This is a genomic window from Corynebacterium sp. HMSC074H12, assembly GCF_001813755.1.
Taxonomy (GTDB): Bacteria; Actinomycetota; Actinomycetes; order Mycobacteriales; family Mycobacteriaceae; genus Corynebacterium; species Corynebacterium hiratae.
Genome location: NZ_KV813931.1, coordinates 1 through 21,710, shown reverse-complemented (window position 1 = coordinate 21,710; position 21,710 = coordinate 1). Strand labels below are relative to the sequence as shown.

Sequence of the window (21,710 nt, the reverse complement as noted above, 5' to 3'; positions counted from 1 at the left end):
CGAGGGCATCGTAGCCATGCTCAGTCATCCCACGAGCGATTTCTCTACTAATCGTCGACTGATTCCGGCCAAGCTGGGCTGCAATCTCACGATGAGAATGGCCCTGCTTCAGCAGATAGGCTATCGCTATCCGGTCATGGCGAATAAGACGCTTTCCGCGTCCTACCTTCGATTCGGATTCAGTGGGATGATCATTGAGTACCAAACGCCCAGACATGCGATTATGGTGCCACGTTCTCACCGTGTCAGCGCAGCGATCAACTACCTGGCCGACTTCCTTATAGCTTTTGCCAGCATCAACAAGTTTCAAAGCTTTAGCAATGCGATCCCGCTCAATTTGTATGGCTCCACCGCGACTGTTGTTGGCGAGTTCAATACCGTCTTGCGCAAGGTATCGGTAAGCCGTCTGTGGGAAACCTGTCTCTTTCAGTGCGCTATACGCAGACTGGCCGCTTTCTACAAGAGCAACGAGCTTTTGGTATTGATCTTTGTACTTATCCTCATTCAGGCTCCGATGGCGCTTGCCGCGGCTAAGTCCCTCAGCCTGACGCCACACCCTCGCCTGAGCCTTCGAGACCCCCAACTCCTTCAGGATCACCGACATCGGACGCGCATCATGCAGATACGCCTGCACATACCGCTCACGTAGCTTCTCATCACCGGACATCTACACAACCTCCCAGCTGTATAGATGCATTCACCACCTGAGCCCGCCTCAATGAACAGCCGTAAGTTTGGCAGGTCGGGCACTTTGTCGATTGTGGAGGCGCGCGCTACATCGCGCGGCGCGGCGCGGCTACTTGTCCTCAGGAGCCTCTGCTGGAGCTTCGGCGTCACCGGTGGCCTTGGATTCCTTGAGCTCTTCGTCGGTCATGGTGGATAGTGACCACACCGTGTGCATCGGGGTCTCTTCACCATTGGCATCGTGGCCAATCATGAGGGTGGAGATTTCCACGACCATTAGCTGCGGGCGCTCGCCGGTGGACGCCTCAATCGGCGGGACTGAGCCGGGGATTTCCAGCGAGGTGGTTTCGTTGGCGCCGTGCGCAGTGCTGTCGTTGGCGGCCGGGTCATCGTAAATGGAGAGCACCGACCACTCGTGGTTATAGATGGCTTCGGGGATCTCCAGTTTTAGGGTGTCATCGGGGCCCACCGTGAGGTTGGGAACCTCGCCCTCCTCGCAGTCGGCGCCGGGCTCGCAGACGCTATAGGGTGCAACCTCCATCGTTTCATCACCCACCGTGGCCGTGATGGTGACGTCCTGCGGGTCGGGGCCCGGGCGGTCATTCCACCACTTCTGAAACATCACCACCGCCACGACGATCACCGCCACGGCGATAATGAGCGCCAGAAATTGCAGCAGTGACTTCTTCCTTGCTTGCTTCACGGTAGCCATGGGTGAGAATCCTACTCGAAGCGCACCCTGTACAGCTCATCCCAGAGCTTGCCGGTGATCCAGAACTCGTCGGTGCCCGGGATATGGGCGATGCCGTTGAGGACGGCGTTGGGATCTGCAGAGGGAACGTGGTTGAGGTTCGCGGTGTCAATCACCGCGGTGACCTCGCCGGTTGCGGGGTCGATGCGCAGGATGTCCTCGCTCATCCACACGTTGGCATAGACTGCGCCATCGACGCACTCTAGTTCGTTGAGGTTATCCACCGGCGAACCGTTGAGAGTGACCTCGGTGCGCGGGCCGATCTCCTCAAAAGTCTGTGGGTCCAGGTGGCGCAGTGTGGCGGAGCCATCGGACATGATGAGCTCAGAGCCAGCGTTGCACAGGCCCCAGCCTTCGCCGTCATAGGTTGCGCGGTCGAGTTCGTTGAAGGTCTCGGCATCTCGCAGGAAGGCCGTGCCGGACTTCCACGTCAGCTGCCAGATGCCGGCCTCGGTCTGGGTGATTCCCTCGCCGAAGAACGAGTCTTCGAGCGCGACTTCTTTCAGTGGGGCTAGCTCGCCCGGCTGGACGCGCATAAGGCGCGATTCGCCCTTCAGCCCGGTGCCGATGAGCAGGTGTCCGTCAGCGTCGACCTCGAGGCCCTGGGTAAAGGTGTCCGGTCGCAGGGGTGCGGTGTCCAGGACGGTGACGCCGAGGCGCTCTGGGGAGCGTGCGCTTGGCGACGTCCCATCGCTACCCGCCGCTGTCGCCGTCGATGAGGATGCGCGCTCGTCTACAGCTTGGGAGGAACAGGAGGCCAGCGGTGCGAGCAGTACAGCGGCAGATAAAGACGTGGCGAGCGCGCGGGCGGCGCGGGGGAAGTGTGGGAAGGCCATGACAGTCATTGTGCACGATGCTCGGGCGTGTGATTAATAATGGGAGGGTGACTCGCAAGAAAAAGATGCATTCCCCGCTTCTCGATTCGACGGCTGTCGACCTGGCGCGCCGGGCCGTGGAGGAGGTAGGTGAGGGGGACGTCGGTAAGCACCGCGGCGTTGCGGGTGTGGGCCGCAACGTGGCCACCCACCGTTTTGAGGCCCACGTTCCGGGATACCCGGGATGGGAGTGGCATGCCGTCGTCGCCTGCGCTGAAGGTTCCCGCACGCCGACCGTGAACGAGGTTGCGCTCGTCCCCGGCGGCCAGGCTCTCCAAGCCCCGGAGTGGGTGCCTTATTCCGAGCGCCTGCGCCCGGGTGACTTGGGCCCGGGAGACCTCATGCCGCCGGCGCCTGACGACGACAGACTGGACGGCGGGAAGCTCTCCGAGGCTGGCCTCAAGGAGTCCAAGGAGCGTTGGCGCAAGAAGTATGGGCCGAATTCGGAGATGGCGGCGCAGGCCCAACTGCAGTGCAAAACCTGTGCTTTTTACCTCCAGCTGCTGCCCAATTTCGGCGTCTGTGCCAATGAATACTCGGCGGATGGAAAAGTGGTGCACGCCACCTACGGGTGCGGTGCGCATTCTGGCACGACCGTCCGTGAGGAGGGATCGGAGCAGGAGAGGCCCTTCGATGATGAGAGACCTATCTACTAAAGAGTGAGGTTTTCTTCCCGCGCGCAGCAGCAATGCCGCGTGCGGGTTTTGCGTTTTAGTGCCTCGATGGAGCACCCTTAGCAGGTAAAACTTCATTTCTCTAGATAGAAGGGGCGCCCTCTCACGATGAACGCAGCTATCGATCGCTATTTCAGGATTTCCGAACGCGGATCCACCGTAGGAACCGAGGTCCGCGCCGGCGTGGTCTCGTTCTTCGCGATGGCCTACATCATTCTCCTCAACCCTCTCATCCTGGGTACCTCCGCCGACTCTGCCGGCACTACCCTGGGCATCCCGCAGGTCGCCGCCGCCACCGCCCTGGTGGCCGGTGTTATGACCATTGCCTTCGGCATGATTGCGCGCTACCCGTTCGCCATGGCCGCGGGCCTGGGCATGAACACCTTTGTGGCCGTGACCATGGTTTCCCTCAACGGCTTGGAATGGCGCGAGGCCATGGGCCTCGTCGTCATTGAAGGCCTCATCATTGTTCTGCTGGCCATCTCCGGTTTCCGCCAGGCGGTCTTCGACGCCATCCCCGCCTCCATGAAGGCCGCGATGGGCGTGGGTATCGGCATGTTCATCGCGCTCATCGGTTTCGTGGACGGCCACTTCGTCACCCGCGTTCCGGATGCTGCAATGACCACTGTTCCGGTGAGCCTGGGAGTCAACGGCTCGATTGCTACGTGGCCGGCCTTCGTCTTCGTCGTGGGCCTGGTTCTGTGCAGCTTCTTCGTCATCCGCCAGGTTCGTGGCGGACTGTTCATCGGTATCGTCATTACCACCATCATCGCCATGATCATCCAGGCACTGACTGGTTCCGAGGACTGGGGCATGGCCACCCCGGAGGTACCTAGCTCCCTGGGCGGTCTGCCGGATTTGTCGATTGTGGGCCAGGTTGATCCGATCGGCGCCTTCACGAAGCTGGGCGTGGTCTCCACCGTGCTGCTGATATTTACCCTGCTGCTCACCAACTTCTTCGATGCCATGGGCACCATGAACGGCCTGGGCAAGCAGGCCAACCTCGTGGATGAGAAGGGAAATCTGCCGGACATGAAGACCGCCCTGGTCGTCGAAGGCTTCGGTGCCGTTGCTGGTGGTGCTGGTTCGGTCTCCTCCAACACCGTGTTCGCGGACTCGGCAGCCGGCATTGGTGACGGTGCCCGCACCGGCCTGGCCAACGTGGTGACCGGCGTGATCTTCTTGCTGGCCATGTTCCTCACCCCGCTCTACGAGATTGTGCCCATTGAGGCAGCAGCCCCCGTCCTTGTCATCGTGGGTGTGATGATGGCGGCACAGCTCAAGGACATCGAGTGGAACCGCATGGAAGAAGCCATCCCGGCCTTCCTGACCATCGTGGTTATGCCTTTCACCTACTCCATCGCCAACGGTATTGGCGTGGGCTTCATCGCTTATGCACTGATGGCCACCTTCGCCGGCAAGGCCAAGAAGGTCCACTGGATCATGTGGCTCGTGGCCGCTCTCTTCGTGGTCTACTTTGCTATGGAGCCGATCAGCTCGCTGTTGGCATAGCCCGCCTAAGGGGAGCAGCTGGCCCTGCGCCTAGACTAGGGCCCATGCGTTTTGTCATCGATGACCCCACAGACCCTCGCCTGGACGATATCCGCGATCTCAAGCACGCGGATAAGTCCGGCGAGGGTTTCGTCTTTGGAGAGGGCCCACTGTGTGTGGAGCGCTTGCTGGCCTCCCGCTTCCCGGTGCGCTGCATCATCGGCTTTGAGGCGAAGCTCGACACCTTCCTGGCGAACCACGATGTCGGGGATATCCCCGTCTACCAAGTAACCCGGCAGACTTTGGGGGAAGTCACGGGCTTCGATATGCACCGCGGGCTGGTTGCTGCGGCGGACCGCGCGGAGGCCTGGACCGTGGACGAGGTCCTCGAAGGTGCTCGCACCCTGGCCATCATGGAAGGCGTGGGGGACCATGAGAACATCGGCTCGCTCTTCCGCAACGCCGCCGGTATGGACGTCGACGGCATCCTTTTAGGTTCGGGTGCCGCAGATCCGCTGTACCGCCGCTCGGTGCGCGTGTCCATGGGTCACGTTCTGCGCTTGCCCTGGGCGCGTTTCGACGGTGGTTTTACCACCTGGCAGCGCGGGCTGGAGAAGCTGCGCGAGCAGGGCTTCCGGCTGGTGTCGCTGACCCCGCATCCGGATGCCGTGCACATTGCTGATGCGTTAGAGGGCGCGGACAAGGTGGCGCTGCTGGTCGGTGCGGAGGGGCCAGGATTGACCGAGCACGCCATGCGTGCGACCGACGTGCGCGCCCGCATTCCCATGTCGGAGGGCACGGATTCCCTTAATGTGGCGACGTCGGCGGCCATCGCCTTCTACGAGCGCCAGCGCTCCCAGAGGTTCCGCGAGGTCGATACTGCGTAGCGCCGCACCAAGCCGCCGAGGTGCTTGGCCGTGCGGATGATCTCCTCACCGGTGGATTCCGGCTCGAGGTCGTACTCTTCGTAGTCGTCATAGTCATTGAGCCCCAGCTTCGACACTGAGGTGGTGGCTACCTCGGCCACGCTGCGGCGCGGCGGGGGAGTGTCGACCTTGGGCTCGGGGCGCCCGTCGGTGGCATAGCCTACGACGTCCACGTCGGGGCCATCCGCGCCGACCTCGATGCCCAACCAGAATTCCTGGGCGGCCTCGGTGATATTGAGCGGCTCAAAGGGAAGGGAAATCCCACCCACCGGCTCATCCATCTCCCCGGCCCAGAAAGGGGCCTCGAAGGTTTCGGGCAGACCATGGTCCTCGTAGAGGTTAAAACGCGTCCCGCACAGCGACCGGCGCAGGCGGCTGCCCGTCCAGTGGGCGAACCCGGCATAGCCAGTCTCCGGATTGGAGGCGAAGGCGTAGATTTCCGTGGCGGGCACGGCCTCGCGCAAGGTCCGGGACAGCTGGGAGAGAGTCAGCTGATCGTCGTGGATGATGGTTTGCACCACGGTCACACCGGGATAGCCGCCCACATAGAACTCGCTCGCGCCGGGCTCGGCGGAACGGTTGAGGGGGAATTGCCCAATGGGAGTCACCGGCAGTGCGGGATTGAGTTGAGCGAGGAACTTGCGGCCGAAGCCGCGGTCGGCCTTAGGCTCACCGCGGAGGACCTCGGCGGGGTCGGCGGCGGTGACGTACCAGAGAGTGAGAACGGCGCTTTGCGTATCCACGGCAGGCTACTCGCGGGGGCGCTTAGTGGAGGAACGAACGCCGAGCAACACATCCTCCCAGTGCGGGGTGACGGCCTTGCGGCGGCGCTTGGTGGGCTTAGGTTCCGGATCCGGGTTCTGGAGGAAATCCTCGTCTACTCCCGTCTCCTTCTCCTCCGCCTCCTGTGGGGACGCTTCATTAGTGGGGGCCGCGTCCTCATCGCTGGCGGCCTCGGCCGGGTGCTCTCCACCGTGCGGGGATGGGAGCACGGAGGGCTCAGCATATCCGTCGGTATCTTCTCGGTCGCCGGCGTTGTCGACGCCGGCGTAGGAAGACAGTTCCGTCACGCCGGGGGCACCAGCGCGCGCGTCCTCGTTGACCTCCCGATCCTCGGCGTAGTCTTCACGCCCATCGATGGCTTCGTCATAGCGCTCACCGCGGCCCACGGAGGTCAGCGAACGTACCGGCTGTACGAAGTCTGGGTCCGTCAGGTCAGCGGCGACGGAATTGCGTGCCTCCACTGTGGCTGGCGAGGACATCGTCTGCTTGAAGGTCCACTCCGCCTCGTTGGCGGACAGCCCGGTCTTCCACGTGATGCGCAGGATCCACGGCTCGCCCTGGTGACGGTAGGCATCCCACGTCGCCTCCGACAGGGAGTGTCCGCGCGCGGCAAAGGCGGTGGCCAGGATCTCCCACAGCGTGAGCTTGGCTGGGCCATCTTCGCGGATGGGGTGGGCCTGCTTGGCGACGTCCGCGATGCGCGCCCGCTCCAAGAGCACCGGGTGTGCGAAAGGCTCGATGCGGGATTCCGGAACGTCGAGTTCCTCGGCGATCTCCGCAGCAGAAGCGCCGGCACGAATCCGGGCCTGAATCTCATTGGGGCGCAGTCGGATCTCTTGTGCCTGCGGTGTGTGCTGGCTCTGTGGGGAGGAAGGTGAGCCAGCAGAAGAGGGCATGACGGTGTGCAAACCGGTGGAGCGCTCAGCCTGTGCAGACGTGGTGGAGGAATCTTCGGTTGCCGTGGTGGCGCCGCCCTCCTCCTGGGCGGCCGAGTCTTCCGCCGCGGTATCGGATTCAGATTCGGCAGAGTCGGCGGGAGCGAAAAGCTCGCGAAGCTCGTCGGTGACTTCGAGGAAGAACTCCTCACCATCCTCAGCCCGGAGGACGAGCGAGGTGTCAGTTGAGTCGCTGGGTGCGAGGAAAATCTCGCGCATGATGGCGCTCCTTAGCCTGGTAGCGGACATGTGATGAAGTCCACTTTACCCAGAACATGCCCCGAACTCTGGCAAGAGCGCGGGGCATGTTGTACGCGGCAACAAATAAGTGCAGCAAATGTTGTTGTGCGGCTGAAGGAGTTGCGAGCGAAGCTTAGCGGTTGTCTAGGGCGTAATCGATAGCCTTGGTGAGCTTGGTGACGTCCGCCGAATCAATCGCCGGGAACAGGCCCACGCGCAGCTGGTTGCGGCCGAGCTTGCGGTAGGGCTCGACGTCGAGAATGCCGTTGGCGCGCAGCGTTGCGGCGACCGCAGTGGCATCGACGCTGTCCTCGAAGTCAATGGTGCCGACCACCAGGGAGCGCTCGGAAGGCTCGGCCACGAAGGGGGTGGCCTCCGGGCGGGCCTCTGCCCAGTCGTAGAGGATGGAAGAGTTTTCCGTCGTGCGCTTGACCATCCCGTCGAGGCCACCGTTGGCGTTCATCCACTTCACCTGGTCCTCCAGCATGAGCAGCGTGGCGACGGCCGGAGTGTTGTAGGTCTGGTTCTTGCGGGAGTTGTCCACGGCGGTCTGCAGGTTCAGGAAGGCCGGGATGAAGCGATCGGAGGAGTTGATCTTCTCGATGCGCTCCAGCGCCGCCGGGGACATAGCAGCCAGCCACAGGCCGCCGTCGGAAGCAAAGCACTTCTGGGGTGAGAAGTAGTAGACATCGGCATCAGACATGTTGACCGGCAGGCCGCCGGCGCCTGAGGTGGCGTCGATGACGACGAGCTGCTCTGCGTTATCGGGGTTGGGGCGGGTGACCGGAACCATAGCGCCGGTGGAGGTTTCGTTGTGGGCCCAGGCGATGATGTCGGCGCCTTCGGCGTCGGCAGCCTTCGGGTCTGGGGCGGTGCCAACCTCTGCTTCGGTGACGAGCGGGGCGTCGAGCCACGGGGCGGCGGATGCTGCTTTAGCAAATTTAGAGGAGAATTCGCCGAAGCTTAAGTGCGCTGATTTCTTCTCAATCAGGCCGAAGGTTGCGGCGTCCCAGAAGGCGGTAGCGCCGCCCAGGGAGAGGACAATTTCATAGCCCTCTGGCAGTGCGAACAACTCGGAGAGTCCCTCACGGATGGAGCCGACGAGGTTCTTGACGGCTGGCTTGCGGTGCGAAGTTCCAATGATGGTGTCGGCACCGGCGGTGATTGCCTCAATTTGGGCGGGGCGGACCTTGGACGGCCCGCAGCCAAAACGGCCGTCGGTAGGGAGGAGATCTGCTGGCAGGACGAGTTCTGAGTTGCTCATGTGGGCAGTGTAGCCTAGTTTCGTTCGCGCACTAGATACTTTGCCAGGATTGCCAATGTTGGCAGAGTCACAAGTTTTGCTAAAGTGTGAAGAGGTTTAGTCTTGTTGCGCCGGCCTTGGCCGGCGTTGAACATTGAGGAAAGGAAAACACGTGGCATCTGAAAACAACAAGGTTGTACTGCAGTACCCCGGCGGCGAGTACGAGATGGACATTAAGCAGTCCACGGAGGGTGACTCCGGCTTCGATATCGGCAAGCTCCGTAACGAGACCGGCCTCGTCACCTTCGACCCGGGTTATGCGGCTACTGGTTCCACCGAGTCCAAGATCACCTTTATTAACGGTGAGGAAGGCATCCTCCGCCACCGTGGCTACGACATCGCGGATCTCGCTGAGAATGCCACCTTTAACGAGGTGTCCTACCTGTTGATTAAGGGACACCTGCCTAATGAAGACGAGCTGTCGAAGTTCAACACCGATATCCGTCACCACACCCTGCTGGATGAGGACTTCAAGGCCGCCTTCAATATCTTCCCGCGCGACGCGCACCCGATGGCCGTTCTTGCCTCTTCCGTTAACATTCTCTCCGCTTACTACCAGGACCAGCTCAACCCGCTGGATGAGGAGCAGCTCGATAAGGCAACCGTCCGCCTGCTGGCCAAGGTGCCGATGCTGGCCGCTTATGCTTACCGTGCATCTCAGGGCAAGCCCTACATGTACCCGGATAACAAGCTGAACGCGCGCGAGAACTTCCTGCGCATGATGTTCGGTTACCCGACTGAGGAGTACGAGGTTGACCCGATCGTGGCCAAGGCTCTGGATAAGCTCCTTATCCTGCACGCTGACCACGAGCAGAACTGCTCCACCTCCACCGTTCGCATGATTGGCTCCGCGCAGGCCAACCTGTTCGTCGCCATCGCCGGTGGTATCAACGCCCTGTCCGGCCCGCTGCACGGCGGCGCGAACCAGGCCGTTCTGGAGATGCTTGAGGATATCCAGAACAACCACGACGGCGACGCCACCGACTTCATGAACCGCGTGAAGAACAAGGAAAAGGGCGTTCGCCTCATGGGCTTCGGCCACCGCGTGTACAAGAACTACGACCCGCGCGCGGCAATCGTCAAGGACACCGCACACGAGATCATCGATCACCTGGGCGGCGACCCGATGCTGGACCTGGCCATGAAGCTCGAGGAGATTGCGCTGAACGACGACTACTTCGTCTCCCGCAAGCTCTACCCGAACGTGGACTTCTACACCGGCCTCATTTACCGCGCCATGGGCTTCCCGACGGACTTCTTCACCGTCCTCTTCGCCATCGGCCGCCTGCCGGGCTGGATTGCTCAGTACCGTGAGCAGCTTGAGCTCAACACCAAGATCAACCGCCCGCGCCAGATCTACACCGGCGAGACCCTGCGCAAGGTCACCCCGCGCAGCGAGCGCTAAACAATAGCCCATACGCTGCATTTCTAGGGCCGAGCCCCACATCTCCCCTTATACTGGGGAGTGTTGTGGCTCGGCCCACGTGTATGCGGCCAGCAAAGAAGAAAACAGTCCAAGGAGGATAATCCCCAATGGAAAAGCCCGTAATTGAGCCGGCAACGGAGCCTGCTCCCCAGGACCTTGTCATCGAAGACATCGTGGTGGGTGACGGCGCCGAAGCCCAGCCGGGCGGCTTCGTTGAGGTCCACTACGTAGGTGTCGACTATGAGACGAACCAGGAGTTCGACTCTTCGTGGGGTCGTGGTCAGTCGATCGAGTTCCCGCTGACCGGCCTCATCGCCGGCTGGCAAGAGGGCATCCCGGGCATGAAGGTGGGCGGTCGCCGCAAGCTGGTCATCCCGCCGGAGAAGGCCTATGGCCCCGCCGGTGGTGCACACCCGCTGTCCGGCCGCACGTTGACCTTCGTTATCGACCTCATTCGTGCCTAAATCCAAAGCCTAAAGGAATGAAGGGATTGCCTCTGTCCTTCGGGCTGTCGACGCCCTGACCGTCCTGAGCGCCGCGCCTTGTGCGCAGTCGGTCAGGGCTTTGGCGCGTTAAGGGCTGTCCGTGCGAGTAGCGATGCCAGAATCTTGCCCCACAGCGCGCGGGAGTGCGGCACAATGGAAGTCATGAGTGTCCCACAAACCACGTTCAATGATGACCGCGAGATGCCCCTGCTGGGGCTTGGAACCTACAAGCTGCGCGGGGAGGATCTCGTCCGCGCCGTGCGTGAAGCAATCGAGCTGGGCTACCGCCACTTCGACACCGCCACCCTCTACGAGAACGAAGAAGAGCTGGGCCAGGCGTTGCATGACGCCATGAAGGCCGGCGACGTCACCCGCGATGAGCTCTTTATCACCAGCAAGGTCTGGCACGATCACCACGGAAAGGACAAGGTGGGCCAGGCCTTCCGTACATCCCTGGATAAGCTGCAGCTGGATTACCTCGACCTCTACCTGATCCACTGGCCTTGGCCGCAGGGCGGGCTGTACGTGGAGACCTTCGAGGAGATCGCCCGCATGCAGGGCATGGGGCAGATCGCGTCGATTGGCGTGGCTAATTTCTACGAGGAGACCCTGCAGACTCTGATCGATGAGACGGGTATCGTTCCGGTCCTCAACCAGGTGGAGTTGCACCCGGGCTTTACTCAGCCGGAGCTGCGTCAGTTCCACGACAACCACGGAATCGTGACGGAGGCGTGGTCCCCGCTGGCGCGCGGTGTGATCCTCAATAACCCAGAGGTCATCGCCGTCGCTGAGAAGCACGACATCACCCCGGGCCAGGCTGTGCTGGCGTACCTGTTGAGCAAGGGCATTTCCGTTATTCCGAAGTCCAGCCGCCGAGAGCGCCTAGCGGAAAATTTCGCGGCTGCCGAGGTGGAGCTTGCACAAGAGGATGTTGCCGCACTCGATGCGCTCGACGGCCAGGAAGGTTTTGGCCGCATGTTTAAGGATCCGCGTGAATTCCCTGGCGCTAAATAGCCGGGCACAGTCCCAGCGCGAGCGATAGAACCCGCCTTCCACGCTTTGTTTCTCCTTCACCATATTCTTCTTATTCCTTATAAATAGGGATAAATAGGGGAGGGGCGGAGCGTGGAAGGCGGGTTTTGTTGTGCTTTCTGGCAGTGGGCGTGCAAGGGGGTGAGGGTGCTCTAAGGGATGCCGCAGGGGGCCGAAGATCTGCACAATGGCTGCGAAGTTTCGCTTTGCTAAATTAGATTCACTGTTTGGAGTTTCCTGTGGGGGTGTTGGCAATGCGATAGAAATCCCATGTCATCGCGGGGGTAGGGGGTAATAAAAGTGTGCGTTATTAACTTTTCTTGGCAGGATTTACAACCTTGCAAGAGAGGTTAGGTAACTTACTGGGCAAGGCAAAACGTGACTGAAGACACTGTAGTTAGTCTCTCACCGCGGTTTGTGGAGAAAAGATTCCCTTGTAAGGAGAGCGACATGACTGACGCACCTGCTTCGATTGACTCGCGCCGCGAACCGACGCCGCAAGAGTTCGTCGAGATGCGCGATAGCTCGCAGTTTGCGAAGCTGCGCGGCACATACCGCAAGTTCACCTTCCCCATGACAGTGGCGTTCTTTCTGTGGTACGTCCTCTACGTGCTGGCCGCAGTTTTTGCGCCCGACTTCATGGCCATCGAGCTTGGCGGCGGTTGGAACGTCGGCCTTATCTTCGGCTTGGCTCAGTTCCTGACCACCTTCATCATTACGTACATCTACGTCAATTACGCCAACAAGAACATCGAGCCGCAGGCGGCGGCTATTCGCCAGGAACTGGAGGGCTAAACCATGCAGACCATTACCTTGGCCCAAGCGGAATCCTCCGCTGGCAATCCGATTTTGAACATTGCGGTCTTCGCCGCCTTCCTTATCGTCACCATGTACGTGGTGCTGCGTGCCGGTAAGTCCACCAAGGAAGCTTCTGACTTCTACACCGGTGGTGGTAGCTTCTCCGGCCGCCAGAATGGCCTAGCTATTTCCGGTGACTACCTCTCCGCCGCGTCCTTCCTGGGCATCGTCGGTGCTGTCGCCCTCAACGGCTACGATGGCTTCCTTTACTCGGTCGGCTTCTTCGTTGCCTGGCTCGTCGCCCTGATGCTCGTCGCGGAGCCGATGCGTAACGTCGGCCGCTTCACCATGGCCGACGTGCTGTCCTTCCGCCTCAAGCAGCGCCCGGTGCGCGTGGCGGCCGCGATTTCGACCCTGTTCGTGTCGCTGTTCTACCTCATTGCCCAGATGGCCGGTGCCGGCTCCCTGGTTGCCGTGCTGTTGGACATTCACGAGTTCAAGTGGCAGGCCGTCGTCGTCGGCATCGTGGGCATCCTCATGATTGTCTACGTCCTCGTTGGTGGCATGAAGGGTACGACCTACGTGCAGATGATCAAGGCCGTGCTTCTGGTCACCGGCGTGGTCATCATGTGCATCCTGACCTTCGTCATGCTGAAGGGTGGCTTCAGCACGCTCTTCACCCAGGCCATTGATATGCACGCCAACTCCGCTGCTATCCAGGAGAAGGGTTACGAGGCCTCCCAGATCATGGAGCCGGGCCTGAAGTACGGCAAGAACCTCACCACCAAGCTTGACTTCATCTCCCTGGGTATCGCCCTCGTGCTGGGTGTTGGTGGCCTGCCGCACGTGCTCATGCGCTTCTACACGGTGCCGACCGCGACCGAGGCTCGCCGCTCCGTTACCTGGGCCATCGTCATCATCGGTGCCTTCTACCTCATGACCCTGGTTCTGGGCTACGGCGCTGCCGCCCTCGTTGGCCCGGACCGCATCCTCGCCGCACCGGGTGGCGCCAACGCAGCAGCACCGCTGCTGGCACTCGAAATCGGTGGTTCCATCTTCATGGCGGTCATCTCCGCAGTCGCCTTCGCCACCGTGCTGGCCGTTGTGGCTGGCCTGGCCATCACCGCGTCGGCCTCCATCGCGCATGACGTCTACCACTCCGTCATCCGCAACGGCGAGTCCACCGAAGCCGAGCAGGTCCGCGTTTCCCAGATCACCGTGGTTATCCTCGGCATCGTGTCCATCATCCTGGGCATCCTGGCCATGACCCAGAACGTCGCCTTCCTGGTCTCCCTGGCCTTTGCCGTGGCAGCATCCGCCAACCTGCCGACCATCCTGTACTCCCTGTACTGGCGCCGCTTCAACACCGCAGGTGCTGTGGCATCGATGTACACCGGTGTTATCTCCTGCCTGGTGCTCATCTTCCTGTCCCCGGCAGTTTCCGGTACTCCGACCTCGATGTTCCCGAACGCCGACTGGTCCATCTTCCCGCTGTCCTCTCCGGGCCTCGTGACCATCCCGCTGGCCTTCTTCGCCGGTTGGATCGTGTCCATCATGACCCCGCCGGACAACCTGGAAGAGCTGTCCGCCGAGATGGAGGTTCGCTCCCTGACCGGTGTGGGCGTGGAGGCTCCGGTGGACCACTAAGCGCCACCTCAAGCACTACATTCCAGACGGTAGCGGGTAGACTCTAACCTCGTGTTTTACCCGAAGCCTCGTTATAGGGCGGTGCCAGCGCGTTCTGGTGCCGCCCTTCTGGCGTGCGTGCTCGGTGCCACGGCCCTTGTCGCGTGCTCGCCTGCGAATGAAGAAGACTCCACGGTGGGGCGCCCAACGCACACCGGCACGGCCGCTCCCGGTCCCATCGCGCATAAGAAGGGCGATCCACAGCTCGCGGCGGTAGGGGACTCCGTGGGGCAATTCCTCAAGGGCGATGACGAGAAGTCAATCACGTACTACCGCATTGAGACAGGCATGCACATGGGCTCACCCACCGAGCACCAGCCGCGCTATGCGCTCAGCCTGATCAAGCTCTACATCGCCGCCTACGTGCTGGAGCACGGTTCCTTCGAAGACAAGTACCTAGCGCTGGACATGATTGCTGATTCTTCGGATGAGAGCGCCGGGAAGCTCTTTGAGAAGTACCCGCGGTCCATCGATGCAATCGCCAAGGAGTATGGGCTGGACTCTACGTCAGCGGGGGAGGATTGGGGGCGCTCGATGACTTCAACCTATGACGTGGTGCGCTTCATCGTCCAGCTCTTGGAAGATGATCCGACGCACCCAGTTTTGGTGGCGATGTCCCACGCCGATGCCGTCTCAGCCGATGGCTACCAGCAAAACTATGGCACCGCGAAGCTCAGTGACGTTGTGGGATCAAAATGGGGCTGGTCGGACAGTAAGGACCGCCATTCCTCGGTGTCCTTTGGGGAGAACTTTGTTGTGGCTGCCTCCATCGAGGGCTCAGCCGAGGATCTCACGTCTTATGTACGCAAGGAAATTACGGGAAAAAACCTCGTGAAGGGAAATAACTTGAACAAGGAGGCGCTGGCTCATCCTGGCGCTAGCACCACGCGCTTGACGACGTCTACCGTTGCCCCCTCCAGCACCTCAAAGCCAGCGGCGTCCACAGAATCGCCGGCACCGGCGTCATCGACCACGTCGTCGTCCTCCAAGCCGTCTTCTTCGGCAACGAAGACAACGGCGGCGCAGTAGAAACCAGCGCCGCCGCGTGTTGATTAGCCCATGGATTTGCGCACGGTGTTGAGGATATCCACCGCGCCGCGCACCTGGTCATTGCTGATGGAAGAACCAGCGATGTTGATGCCATCGGCGCTGACGCTGGAGCCGCGCCCGGTGGGATCCGGCAGGGAAACATTGGGCAGCGGGATGTCGTCAGGCACTGCCGGGATGTCCTTGACCTTTGGCGGCTCCACAGCACCATCGCCCGGGGTCCACTGGCCCCAGTCGTTGGCGTAGACGGTGTTGATATCGCACGTTATGCCGTCGATAGTGGCTTGGTTCTTGGCCTTCTGGTGGATGGTGGTGCGCGGGTGGAGCTTTCCGCCAGAGCCCCAGTCGTGCATCCAGTAGAACTGGCCGATGCGGTCGGCAACACACCAGTCGATGACGTTGTAGTTGCCATACACGCCAGTCTGGTAGCCCGCGGCGCTCAGCGCTGCGGAGAAGGCCTTGAGGTAGGGGCGGATCTGGTTCTCGTACTGGGCGCGGGTGGGATTGTCATCGATGGCAATGTAGATGGGGCGCCCGGTCGGTCCGCCCGCAGCCTTGTGGATGGCGATGGCCTGCGGTGCATGGACTGCGGCGCCCGCAGCGCCGTTGAGCCAGTCCGCAGTTTCCGCGCGTCCAAACTGGTAGATGGAAGCGGTCTTAAGGCCTGCCGCTGCGTTGGCCTTGGTCTCCGCCAGGGTGACAGGCTTGCCCTTCATCCATTCTGCGCCGGGGCGGCGTTGGGATACGTAGCGGATGGTGCCGAGGTGGCCGGCTGCCTTGATGGCGCGGGCGGAAGGAACACCGGCAGAGAAGTCGATGATGGTGCCCAAGGCTGGGCCCACGGCGAGAGCAGCGGGCGCCTGGCTACCGATGGCACCGGCGGCCAGCGTGAGAGCACCGGCCTTGAACAGGGAACGACGGGAAAGCGACATGGTGGGAGTTCTCCTTGGGGGGCGGTGAAGAAGAAAGTTTCCGCAATCACTTTAGTCACAAAGGTTAAAAATTGCACCAGGGGTAGCATTTGTTGGGTGCGACGGCAATCCCTTTGTTTAAAGGTGCTTAAGGCTCTGTCGTGCGGAACGTGACGTTAGTGGGATTTTCCACCGTGCGGGAGACGGTGCAGTCCTTTTCTTGGGAGATGCGCACGAGGCGCTCCACCATGGACTGGGCTTGGCGCCCGGCGTCGGTATCGGGAAAGCGGAGGGAGAATTCCACGTCGACGTCGCTCAGTCGCGAGGCCCCGTCTTCGTCGACGCGGGTGCCTTCAACGTGGACGTCGAAAATCTCCGGCTCTGTGCGGCGCGAGGTGACCACGTCGATGTCCACGGCCGAGCAGCCCGCCACGGCGGCGAGCAGCAACTCAACTGGGCTGAGTAGTCCCTCAGCGCGGCCGAACTCGAGGCTGATTCCTTCGGCATTCGTGGCGCGGTAGTGGCCTGTATCGATGCGGGTGACGTCGACGGAGTATTTCTTGGTGATGTTGCTCATAGCGTCATCCTAGTGATGGTGGGGGAGCCGGGTAGCGGGGAGGGAGCCGAGATTTGCAAGCCTTAACCGCGTCGTGGTGAGCGGCGGAAAGGTCAGGTAGGTCAATTTGCAAAGTTATCTGATGGGGGCGGGGCTGTGACTCACGTCTCTTTAGATCGGTAATAGTGGTGCAAACAATTTTTCGACCCAAAGGAGTAGTGGCTATGGAAACCGTGGATGCTCGTGACTGGCTAGACAAGCTCGTCGCCCTCACGCACCAAGAGAAGCCTGGCGTGGAAGACGTGGAGAAGGTTTTCGAGCCCGGGGGCTTCTGGCGGGATCTTGCCGCGGTGACGTGGAACCTGCACACCGCCGAAGGTTCGGAAGCCATCGCCGCGATGATCGCTGGCACTGACGCTGCGCTCGACAACCCGGAGATAACAGAGGTGGATGACGAAGGCAATGGCGTAACGCGGGTCCACTTCACGTGTGAGTCTGCGAACTTCTATGTCACCGCCGTCGCGCGCCTGCGCGACGCTAAGGCCTGGACCTTCCTCACCTCCGCGCGCGAGCTCAAGGATTTCCCGGAGCCTAAGGGGCGCCGCCGCCCGCTGGGCACGGAGCACAAGGTGGTCAAGGGCGCTAAGAACTGGGCGGACCTGCGGGAGGAGCGCCATGCGGCACTGGGGCATACGGAACAGCCCTACGTCCTCATTATCGGTGGTGGCCAGGGCGGTATCGCGCTCGGGGCGCGCCTGAAGCGCCAAGGTGTTCCCACGCTTATCGTCGATAAGGCGGGCCGCCCCGGCGACCAGTGGCGCGGCCGCTACCACTCGCTGTGCCTGCACGATCCCGTGTGGTACGACCACCTGCCGTACCTCCCCTTCCCAGATGACTGGCCGGTGTTCACCCCGAAAGACAAGATGGGGGACTGGCTGGAGCACTACGTGGGCATCATGGACTTGGATTACTGGACCAATAGCGAGTGCATGAAGGCCTCCTTCGATGAGTCCAGCGGCACGTGGAAGGTCACCGTTCGCAAGGACGGGGAAGAGATTCTTCTGGAACCCACACAGCTGGTTCTGGCCACGGGCATGTCCGGTGTGCCGAATCGTCCCCACCTGGAGGGGCAGGAGAACTTCGCCGGGGAAATCCGGCACTCCTCGGAACACCCGGGTGGCGCAGGCGATGAGGGCAAGGACGTCATTGTGCTGGGCGCGAACAACTCCGCCCACGACATCGCCGCGGACCTCTACGCGCATGGTGCGCGGCCGGTCATGATTCAGCGTTCCTCCACGCACATCGTGCAATCGGACACCCTCATGAAGGATGTCTTTGGCCCGCTCTACTCGGAAGAAGCCGTGGAGGCCGGTGTGGATACGGACAAGGCGGACCTCCTCTTTGCTTCCTGGCCCTACGCTGTGCTTCCCGACGTCCACCGTGAAGTCTTCGATGGCATCCGTGAGGCCGATAAAGACTTTTATGACGGTTTGGAGAAGGCCGGCTTCCAGAACGACTTTGGCGATGACGGCTCGGGTCTTTATCTGAAATACCTGCGCCGTGGTTCGGGCTACTACATCAACGTCGGTGCCAGCGAGCTGGTCATCGACGGCTCGATCCCGGTGAAGTCTGGCGTGTCCATCGCGGAGGTGAAGGAAAAGTCCGTGGTGCTCACCGACGGTACCGAATTGCCCGCCGATGTCATCGTGCTGGCCACCGGTTACGGCTCTATGAATGGCTGGGCCGAGCAGTTGATTTCTAAGGAAGTTGCTGACACCGTGGGCAAGTGCTGGGGCTTGGGCTCGGATACCACCAAGGATCCCGGCCCGTGGGAGGGCGAGCTGCGCAACATGTGGAAGCCCACTCAGGTGCCGCAGCTGTGGTTCCACGGCGGCAACCTGCACCAATCGCGCCACTATTCGCGCTACCTAGCGCTTCAGCTCAAGGCGCGCTATGAGGGGATGGATACTCCGGTCTATGAACTGGCGCCGGTGTACCACACCTCTTAAGACAGAAGAGTGCAGGCAGGAGCCTGCGGAAGTAGACGGCATTCTCATGAGGGGGCTAAAAGGCGGGTAGTCATTTAAAAGGAAATTCACATTGTGGTCACGCGGTCGCAAACTCCGGGCCATAAACTTTCCTTGTCTCTGTCGGTTGCTCCATGGCTTAAACCATGAAGCAACCTCACTACTTCGTTTTGATAGGAAGATCTATGACTGCTCGCCGCCTGCTCGGCACCCTGGTCACCGCCTCGGTGGCCGGTACGTTCCTCGTTGTCCCCGCCTCCGCCGCCGAACCAACAGAAGGCTTGGGCTCGCGCTTTAGCATCGGAGTGCTGCCGGATACTCAGTTCTATTCCCGGTATTCCACCCCGGAAACCGGCAACCTGGCCCAGGCACGCTACGGCAGCGAGCCTTTTAAGGCGCAGGTCGAGTGGCTGGTGAAGAACCAGGAAGCGCTCAACATGGACTTCGCTACGCACCTTGGTGACGTGGTGGACCAAGCGGATGTGGAAGGGGAGTGGAAGGTCGCCGATGAGGCCATGAAGGTCCTCGATGACTCCGATCTGAACTACTCCATCCTGCCGGGCAACCACGACATGATTGAGGATAAGTCAGCGCACCCGTACAACGACCACTTCAGTGCCGAGCGCGCCAAGACCGCCAACCCGGAAACCTTCCAAGAGCGCCACACCGCGGTCAATAACGACTCCGAGTACCACATTTTTGAGGCCGAGGGCCAGAAGTACCTGGTCCTGGCGCTGGGCTGGCGCGCGGATGATGCGGCGTTGGACTGGGCGCAGGGCGTTCTCGATGCCCACCCGGATCTGCCGGTCATCCTTACCAGCCACGAGGTGCTCAACATCGATGGCGCCGGCGAGGTCTTCTACTCCGAGGACTACGGTAAGGGCCTGTGGGACAAGTTCATCAAGAAGAACGACCAGATTTTCCTCACCATGGGCGGCCACCACCACGGCGCGGGCTACCGCGTGGATAAGAACGATGCTGGCCACGATGTCATTGGTATCCTGCAGGACTACCAGATGGCATACCAGGGCGGTAACGGCCTGCTCGGCGTGCTTGAGTTCGACCTGTCCGGCAACGAGCTGGAGATGACCGCCCTGTCCCCGTGGGTCGCGCAGAAGCCGGCAAAGGAGCTCACGCAGTTCGACAAGCTCATCCTCGATGGCAAGGGCGATAGCTACCACGTGCCGCTCAACTTCAAGGAGCGCTTCGCTGACTTCGCCCCAGACTGGTCCATCGGCGATGAGAATGACCCGGACCTTGGCCAGAAGGCCCGCGACATCGCTGAGGAAGGCTACACCCCGTACACCATCCCGAAGGATCAGCTTCCGGAGGGGCCGAACGACTTCGTGAAATCCGACAACACCGTCTTCCACTGGCGTCCGGGTCAGACTAAGAACAAGGATGGCAAGCAGCTTAGCGACGGCGACGTGGCCACCGAAGGCGCCATCATTCCGGATGCCTTCGGTGCTGATGGTGCCGGCGACCTCGTTCGCGGGGGTGGTCCTTCCAACACGGGCGAGCGCATCACCTACACCAAGGACCACCACCCGCTGTCCTCTGATTCTGGATCCCTCTACTGGTCCGACCCGGCTGGTCAGGCCGCAATGGCGGAGTTCCGTTCCAAGGAAGGCGCTGAGATCAACAAGGTCGATACTTCCGCGGGCTACACCTTCGAGTCCTTTGTGAAGATTCCGAAGGATTTCAACGGCTCTGAGCACGGCTGGGGCAGTGCGCTCTCCCGCGACTCCAGCATTGCTGAGCTTGTCGACGGCTCCGAGGACACCGACCCCACCGTCATGTTCGGCATCTCCAACCTGCGTGAGCTGCGCTGGTGGGCGGAGCCCAAGGAAGGCGAAGGCTCGACCGTGTGGTCCCACGAGGTGCCCACCGATGAGTGGATGCACATCGCTGTGGTGAACAAGCCGGATTCCGACACCGTTGAGATGTTCATCAACGGCGCACCGATCCTGCGCAACGCCAAGGGCGCTGAAGGTCTCCTCCCGCGCGACCTGCAGTGGGTCATGGGCGCTGGCTTTGATAACCGCAAGCCGCAGGACCCGTGGTACGGCTGGATTGGTGAGACCCGCCTGACCCAGGGCGTTCTGGACTCCGATGAGTGGCTCACCGCCCGCCCTGCCGCAAAGGAGGAAGGGCCGACCACCTCCACCACGACGCCTAGCGAGCCAACCAAGCCCACTGAACCGACTCACACCAACGAACCTTCCGCCGACGACATGGCTGCGGCCTTCTTCGCCGGCTCGAGCCGCGGCGCGAAGATTATTGCTCCAATCCTGGCAGTCATCGCAGTCCTTGGCGGTGCTGCCTACGGCCTCATTCCCACCATCAACCGCATCTTCGGTCTGAACATCCCACAGCCACAGCTGCCGAAGATTCCGGGCCTGAACTAGAGAGCTCAGCCCACTAACCTCCATCCCCCGTCTCACAGTGAGACGGGGGATTTTCTGTTGTGTTGCTACATTTCGCGGCGGTCACTATTTGTTAGAAACGTTGCTTCGATGAAGCGGCTTCGCTGCGTGGCCAACGGCAATCTAGTTATGGACAAACCATTCTGGAATGAGTAGTGTGAAACTTATGGGACGGCCTCGTAAATTCAATGAAAAAGAAGTTCTTGCCGGCGCGATCGCGTTATTTGGCACGAACGGATTCACTGCAGTCTCAGTGGATGATGTGGTGAATCAACTGGGACTTAACCGGTCCAGCTTCTACAACCTTTATGGCTCGAAGCATGGACTGTTTCGTGCAGCAGCTGAAACGGTGTGCGCTGAAGCTGAAGGCGGCCGAGTATCGGATGCGACAAAGGACTTCGTGGTGGTGGCACTGGTTGAGGTGGCGCCAGTCAGTAAGGATTTACGCGAGCTTATCCAGCGGGCTTATGAACTGTGCTTCACGGGCCCGGAATCGTTAGGGCAGCATGCGCTCGCCCGTGCACAAGGACGCAAACACTAAGGGGAGGCATCATGAACAACAAACTCACTCTGACAGAAACAGAACTCATCGTCGAACCACTCGGGCTAGATAAGCTCTGGTTGTTGCGACCGGCTATTTGGTAGCAGTGTCGT

At 61.2% G+C, this 21,710-nt stretch carries 20 protein-coding genes; 12 read left to right on the top strand and 8 right to left on the bottom strand.

Annotation, left to right across the window (positions count from 1 at the left end; all coding sequences use genetic code 11):
- From HMPREF2932_RS13220 to HMPREF2932_RS09140, 3 genes are all read right to left on the bottom strand, one after another.
- Positions 1 to 667 (bottom strand): helix-turn-helix domain-containing protein (locus tag HMPREF2932_RS13220; RefSeq protein WP_141756304.1); only part of this gene is annotated, 667 nt, incomplete at its 3' end.
- A gap of 129 nt (positions 668 to 796) precedes the next feature.
- Positions 797 to 1,396 carry a DUF2771 domain-containing protein gene (locus HMPREF2932_RS09145; RefSeq protein ID WP_071410030.1) on the bottom strand — a complete coding sequence of 200 codons (600 nt, stop codon included), beginning with the start codon at positions 1,394 to 1,396 and terminating at the stop codon, positions 797 to 799.
- Positions 1,397 to 1,407: 11 nt separating this feature from the next.
- Complete coding sequence (locus HMPREF2932_RS09140; protein WP_141756302.1) at positions 1,408 to 2,280, bottom strand: glutaminyl-peptide cyclotransferase; 873 nt, start codon at positions 2,278 to 2,280, stop codon at positions 1,408 to 1,410.
- 56 nt (positions 2,281 to 2,336) lie between these two features.
- Between HMPREF2932_RS09140 and HMPREF2932_RS09135 the strand changes: the two genes are divergently transcribed.
- The 3 genes from HMPREF2932_RS09135 to HMPREF2932_RS09125 all read left to right on the top strand — a co-directional run bounded on the left by HMPREF2932_RS09135 (position 2,337) and on the right by HMPREF2932_RS09125 (position 5,362).
- The gene (locus tag HMPREF2932_RS09135; RefSeq protein ID WP_371326339.1) at positions 2,337 to 2,966 is read left to right on the top strand and encodes a DUF3027 domain-containing protein; all 630 of its coding nucleotides are present in this window, start codon (positions 2,337 to 2,339) and stop codon (positions 2,964 to 2,966) included.
- 126 nt (positions 2,967 to 3,092) lie between these two features.
- Complete coding sequence (locus HMPREF2932_RS09130) at positions 3,093 to 4,496, top strand: NCS2 family permease (protein WP_071410028.1); 1,404 nt, start codon at positions 3,093 to 3,095, stop codon at positions 4,494 to 4,496.
- A gap of 44 nt (positions 4,497 to 4,540) precedes the next feature.
- On the top strand, positions 4,541 to 5,362 hold the full coding sequence (locus tag HMPREF2932_RS09125) for a TrmH family RNA methyltransferase (protein WP_070517024.1): 822 nt from the start codon (positions 4,541 to 4,543) through the stop codon (positions 5,360 to 5,362).
- Here HMPREF2932_RS09125 and HMPREF2932_RS09120 read toward each other — a convergent pair.
- The 3 genes from HMPREF2932_RS09120 to serC form a co-directional block, all read right to left on the bottom strand.
- Positions 5,314 to 6,144, bottom strand: a complete 831-nt coding sequence (locus tag HMPREF2932_RS09120) for a DUF6928 family protein (protein WP_070517026.1) — start codon at positions 6,142 to 6,144, stop codon at positions 5,314 to 5,316. The two genes, HMPREF2932_RS09125 and HMPREF2932_RS09120, sit on opposite strands and share 49 nt — an antisense overlap.
- Before the next feature lie 6 nt (positions 6,145 to 6,150).
- Positions 6,151 to 7,338, bottom strand: coding sequence for a septation protein SepH (gene sepH / locus HMPREF2932_RS09115; RefSeq protein WP_070679502.1), 1,188 nt, complete (start codon positions 7,336 to 7,338; stop codon positions 6,151 to 6,153).
- Between the two features lie 154 nt (positions 7,339 to 7,492).
- Positions 7,493 to 8,623, bottom strand: a complete 1,131-nt coding sequence (serC, locus tag HMPREF2932_RS09110; protein ID WP_071410027.1) for a phosphoserine transaminase — start codon at positions 8,621 to 8,623, stop codon at positions 7,493 to 7,495.
- Positions 8,624 to 8,774: 151 nt separating this feature from the next.
- Between serC and HMPREF2932_RS09105 the strand changes: the two genes are divergently transcribed.
- The 6 genes from HMPREF2932_RS09105 (at position 8,775) to HMPREF2932_RS09080 (ending at position 15,118) form a co-directional block, all read left to right on the top strand.
- Positions 8,775 to 10,067 (top strand): citrate synthase, encoded by a 1,293-nt coding sequence (locus tag HMPREF2932_RS09105; RefSeq protein WP_084739014.1) that lies wholly within the window; start codon positions 8,775 to 8,777, stop codon positions 10,065 to 10,067.
- 128 nt (positions 10,068 to 10,195) lie between these two features.
- The gene (locus HMPREF2932_RS09100; protein WP_010187736.1) at positions 10,196 to 10,552 is read left to right on the top strand and encodes an FKBP-type peptidyl-prolyl cis-trans isomerase; all 357 of its coding nucleotides are present in this window, start codon (positions 10,196 to 10,198) and stop codon (positions 10,550 to 10,552) included.
- A 174-nt stretch (positions 10,553 to 10,726) separates the two neighbouring features.
- Positions 10,727 to 11,587 carry an aldo/keto reductase gene (locus tag HMPREF2932_RS09095; RefSeq protein WP_071410026.1) on the top strand — a complete coding sequence of 287 codons (861 nt, stop codon included), beginning with the start codon at positions 10,727 to 10,729 and terminating at the stop codon, positions 11,585 to 11,587.
- Positions 11,588 to 12,055: 468 nt separating this feature from the next.
- Complete coding sequence (locus tag HMPREF2932_RS09090; RefSeq protein WP_046647301.1) at positions 12,056 to 12,400, top strand: DUF485 domain-containing protein; 345 nt, start codon at positions 12,056 to 12,058, stop codon at positions 12,398 to 12,400.
- A 3-nt stretch (positions 12,401 to 12,403) separates the two neighbouring features.
- The gene (locus HMPREF2932_RS09085; protein ID WP_071410025.1) at positions 12,404 to 14,050 is read left to right on the top strand and encodes a solute symporter family protein; all 1,647 of its coding nucleotides are present in this window, start codon (positions 12,404 to 12,406) and stop codon (positions 14,048 to 14,050) included.
- A gap of 51 nt (positions 14,051 to 14,101) precedes the next feature.
- Entirely contained in the window at positions 14,102 to 15,118 is a 1,017-nt protein-coding gene (locus tag HMPREF2932_RS09080; protein WP_071410024.1) for a hypothetical protein, read from the top strand.
- Positions 15,119 to 15,141: 23 nt separating this feature from the next.
- Here the strand turns inward: HMPREF2932_RS09080 and HMPREF2932_RS09075 are convergent, their stop codons facing one another.
- Both HMPREF2932_RS09075 and HMPREF2932_RS09070 read right to left on the bottom strand, forming a co-directional pair.
- Entirely contained in the window at positions 15,142 to 16,068 is a 927-nt protein-coding gene (locus tag HMPREF2932_RS09075) for a DUF1906 domain-containing protein (protein ID WP_071410023.1), read from the bottom strand.
- 127 nt (positions 16,069 to 16,195) lie between these two features.
- Positions 16,196 to 16,624, bottom strand: a complete 429-nt coding sequence (locus HMPREF2932_RS09070) for an OsmC family protein (protein ID WP_071410022.1) — start codon at positions 16,622 to 16,624, stop codon at positions 16,196 to 16,198.
- Positions 16,625 to 16,827: 203 nt separating this feature from the next.
- Between HMPREF2932_RS09070 and HMPREF2932_RS09065 the strand changes: the two genes are divergently transcribed.
- The 3 genes from HMPREF2932_RS09065 (at position 16,828) to HMPREF2932_RS09055 (ending at position 21,597) form a co-directional block, all read left to right on the top strand.
- Entirely contained in the window at positions 16,828 to 18,612 is a 1,785-nt protein-coding gene (locus tag HMPREF2932_RS09065; RefSeq protein ID WP_071410021.1) for a flavin-containing monooxygenase, read from the top strand.
- 203 nt (positions 18,613 to 18,815) lie between these two features.
- Positions 18,816 to 21,038, top strand: coding sequence for a LamG-like jellyroll fold domain-containing protein (locus HMPREF2932_RS09060; RefSeq protein WP_071410020.1), 2,223 nt, complete (start codon positions 18,816 to 18,818; stop codon positions 21,036 to 21,038).
- Between the two features lie 184 nt (positions 21,039 to 21,222).
- A complete protein-coding gene (locus tag HMPREF2932_RS09055) occupies positions 21,223 to 21,597 on the top strand; it encodes a TetR/AcrR family transcriptional regulator (protein ID WP_230308896.1) in 375 nt (124 codons plus the stop codon).
- Positions 21,598 to 21,710 lie beyond the last annotated feature (113 nt).

Excerpts from the sequence above, each read along its gene's own strand:
- HMPREF2932_RS09145 (WP_071410030.1), bottom strand. The coding sequence starts at position 1,396 with ATGGCTACCGTGAAGCAAGCAAGGAAGAAGTCACTGCTGCAATTTCTG.
- HMPREF2932_RS09140 (WP_141756302.1), bottom strand. The coding sequence starts at position 2,280 with ATGACTGTCATGGCCTTCCCACACTTCCCCCGCGCCGCCCGCGCGCTC.
- HMPREF2932_RS09135 (WP_371326339.1), top strand. The coding sequence starts at position 2,337 with ATGCATTCCCCGCTTCTCGATTCGACGGCTGTCGACCTGGCGCGCCGG.
- HMPREF2932_RS09130 (WP_071410028.1), top strand. The coding sequence starts at position 3,093 with ATGAACGCAGCTATCGATCGCTATTTCAGGATTTCCGAACGCGGATCC.
- HMPREF2932_RS09125 (WP_070517024.1), top strand. The coding sequence starts at position 4,541 with ATGCGTTTTGTCATCGATGACCCCACAGACCCTCGCCTGGACGATATC.
- sepH (WP_070679502.1), bottom strand. The coding sequence starts at position 7,338 with ATGCGCGAGATTTTCCTCGCACCCAGCGACTCAACTGACACCTCGCTC.
- serC (WP_071410027.1), bottom strand. The coding sequence starts at position 8,623 with ATGAGCAACTCAGAACTCGTCCTGCCAGCAGATCTCCTCCCTACCGAC.
- HMPREF2932_RS09100 (WP_010187736.1), top strand. The coding sequence starts at position 10,196 with ATGGAAAAGCCCGTAATTGAGCCGGCAACGGAGCCTGCTCCCCAGGAC.
- HMPREF2932_RS09095 (WP_071410026.1), top strand. The coding sequence starts at position 10,727 with ATGGAAGTCATGAGTGTCCCACAAACCACGTTCAATGATGACCGCGAG.
- HMPREF2932_RS09090 (WP_046647301.1), top strand. The coding sequence starts at position 12,056 with ATGACTGACGCACCTGCTTCGATTGACTCGCGCCGCGAACCGACGCCG.
- HMPREF2932_RS09085 (WP_071410025.1), top strand. The coding sequence starts at position 12,404 with ATGCAGACCATTACCTTGGCCCAAGCGGAATCCTCCGCTGGCAATCCG.
- HMPREF2932_RS09075 (WP_071410023.1), bottom strand. The coding sequence starts at position 16,068 with ATGTCGCTTTCCCGTCGTTCCCTGTTCAAGGCCGGTGCTCTCACGCTG.
- HMPREF2932_RS09070 (WP_071410022.1), bottom strand. The coding sequence starts at position 16,624 with ATGAGCAACATCACCAAGAAATACTCCGTCGACGTCACCCGCATCGAT.
- HMPREF2932_RS09065 (WP_071410021.1), top strand. The coding sequence starts at position 16,828 with ATGGAAACCGTGGATGCTCGTGACTGGCTAGACAAGCTCGTCGCCCTC.
- HMPREF2932_RS09060 (WP_071410020.1), top strand. The coding sequence starts at position 18,816 with ATGACTGCTCGCCGCCTGCTCGGCACCCTGGTCACCGCCTCGGTGGCC.
- HMPREF2932_RS09055 (WP_230308896.1), top strand. The coding sequence starts at position 21,223 with ATGGGACGGCCTCGTAAATTCAATGAAAAAGAAGTTCTTGCCGGCGCG.